This is a genomic window from Bacillus sp. SH7-1 (assembly GCF_008042405.1).
Taxonomy (GTDB): domain Bacteria; phylum Bacillota; class Bacilli; order Bacillales; family Bacillaceae_G; genus Bacillus_A; species Bacillus_A thuringiensis_N.
This window is the reverse complement of the sequence record NZ_QNUD01000079.1, coordinates 1-1,452: the sequence shown is the minus strand read 5'-3', so window position 1 is coordinate 1,452 and position 1,452 is coordinate 1. Positions and strand designations below refer to the sequence as shown.

Here is a 1,452-nt window from a genome sequence, read left to right as displayed (position 1 = left end):
TTCATATCGAGTTAATACATCATCTGGACGGAATGTACCTGTTCCATCACCTGTCATTATTCCAGCTTGCGCAATGGCTTTAATATCTTTTTCAAACATATGATTTGCAATATCACTAAACATATTTCCTTGTTTATCGTCTGCTATTAAACCTAAATGTCGATTGACTAAAGAAGCTACCTGTCCTCTAGTGATGTTGTCCCCAAAACCAAATTTGCCATTTCCATATCCCTTATAAATCCCTGCTGCCGCTAAGTAATCAATAGCATCTTTTGACCAGTGGTCCTTTGGTACATCTGTAAATACAGTGTTCGTATTGCTAGTTACCTTATAGCTATTCGTAGTTGTTTGTGCATTTACTGTACCTACCATCGTTGTAGTTGCTAGTGCTGCGGTGATTACGAATCCGAAAAATTTTTTAGCTTTGCTTGTTTTCTTGCCCATTTGCGAAAGCCTCCCCAGTTTCATTTAACTTTATTAAATATACTCATTACACATATGCATGTAATACAACTAAATGCATGCATCGTAATTATAACATGTAAATTATAATTATTTGTCATTTATTTCCGTAATATGGATAAAATTTTGATAATATAACTGAAAATGTAATATTTGGATAATGGATATTAAGTAAAACATGCTGCTTTCCAATCTGTAATAGAAAACAGAACGTATATTTGGTATAATCGAAATATACTATATGCAACGATGTACATGAGTTTGACATTTATGTATTAAGGTACGTACTACATAATAATAACTACGCTATAGAATTCAGTTCATGTTATACAAATCAATCGTTAGAAAGGAAAAGAAGTAATGAATCAAATTTCATTTGAAGATTTATTTGAAGAAGAAAACAAACCAGAAAAGGTGGAGGTAGCTGATATACCAGTACCTTTATCGCCATTACAAAAAGATATATTGGAATTAGTGGATTTTGAAGAAATAAGTGCACTTGAGCTATGTGAACAATTAATACGATCTGGCAAAATATCAGATGAAAGATTCACAACGAATAAGCCGAAAGCATATGGACAAGTATGCTTAGTATTAGAAGATTTTGTTAAAGAAGGAAAGCTTATTTTTGTCAAAAGCGATGAGAAAAGAGATAGAGTTTATAAATTAAATGAAGAAGTTTCTAACATATAAGTTGTCCAGAGGTAAATGAATGTTTTCTAAGAAGAGAGTTCAGTAGTTAAAGAAAAAGGTGGTATCAATCAGGAAAGATTGATACCACCTTTTTCTTTTTTAACATCTTACATACTTACGTTTGAAACCAAGTCTGCCTCTATCAAGTTCTTTCTGAATACTTTCGGAAGCATTTAGCAAACTGTTTTTTTTATTATCGCGTTTTACTTCAACTATACCAACTTCTTTTGCAATCTCGACTGCCTTTTCGTGTAGTGGCACATATGAAATTGCTACAGTGTTTAGGAAATTATTCAT

General features: G+C 32.2%; 2 protein-coding genes and 1 pseudogene. 1 reads left to right on the top strand and 2 read right to left on the bottom strand.

Translation table 11 applies throughout. The features are described 5' to 3' along the window. A partial coding sequence (locus DN390_RS30485; protein WP_147809360.1) for an S-layer homology domain-containing protein occupies positions 1-444 on the bottom strand: 444 nt, incomplete at its 3' end. A gap of 378 nt (positions 445-822) precedes the next feature. Between DN390_RS30485 and DN390_RS30480 the strand changes: the two genes are divergently transcribed. Next, the gene (locus tag DN390_RS30480; protein ID WP_060631541.1) at positions 823-1,155 is read left to right on the top strand and encodes a DUF3895 domain-containing protein; all 333 of its coding nucleotides are present in this window, start codon (positions 823-825) and stop codon (positions 1,153-1,155) included. Positions 1,156-1,254: 99 nt separating this feature from the next. Here the strand turns inward: DN390_RS30480 and DN390_RS30475 are convergent. Continuing rightward, positions 1,255-1,452, bottom strand: a pseudogene (locus DN390_RS30475) (DNA alkylation repair protein); the annotation flags it as partial.

Excerpts from the sequence above, each read along its gene's own strand:
- DN390_RS30480 (WP_060631541.1), top strand. The coding sequence starts at position 823 with ATGAATCAAATTTCATTTGAAGATTTATTTGAAGAAGAAAACAAACCA.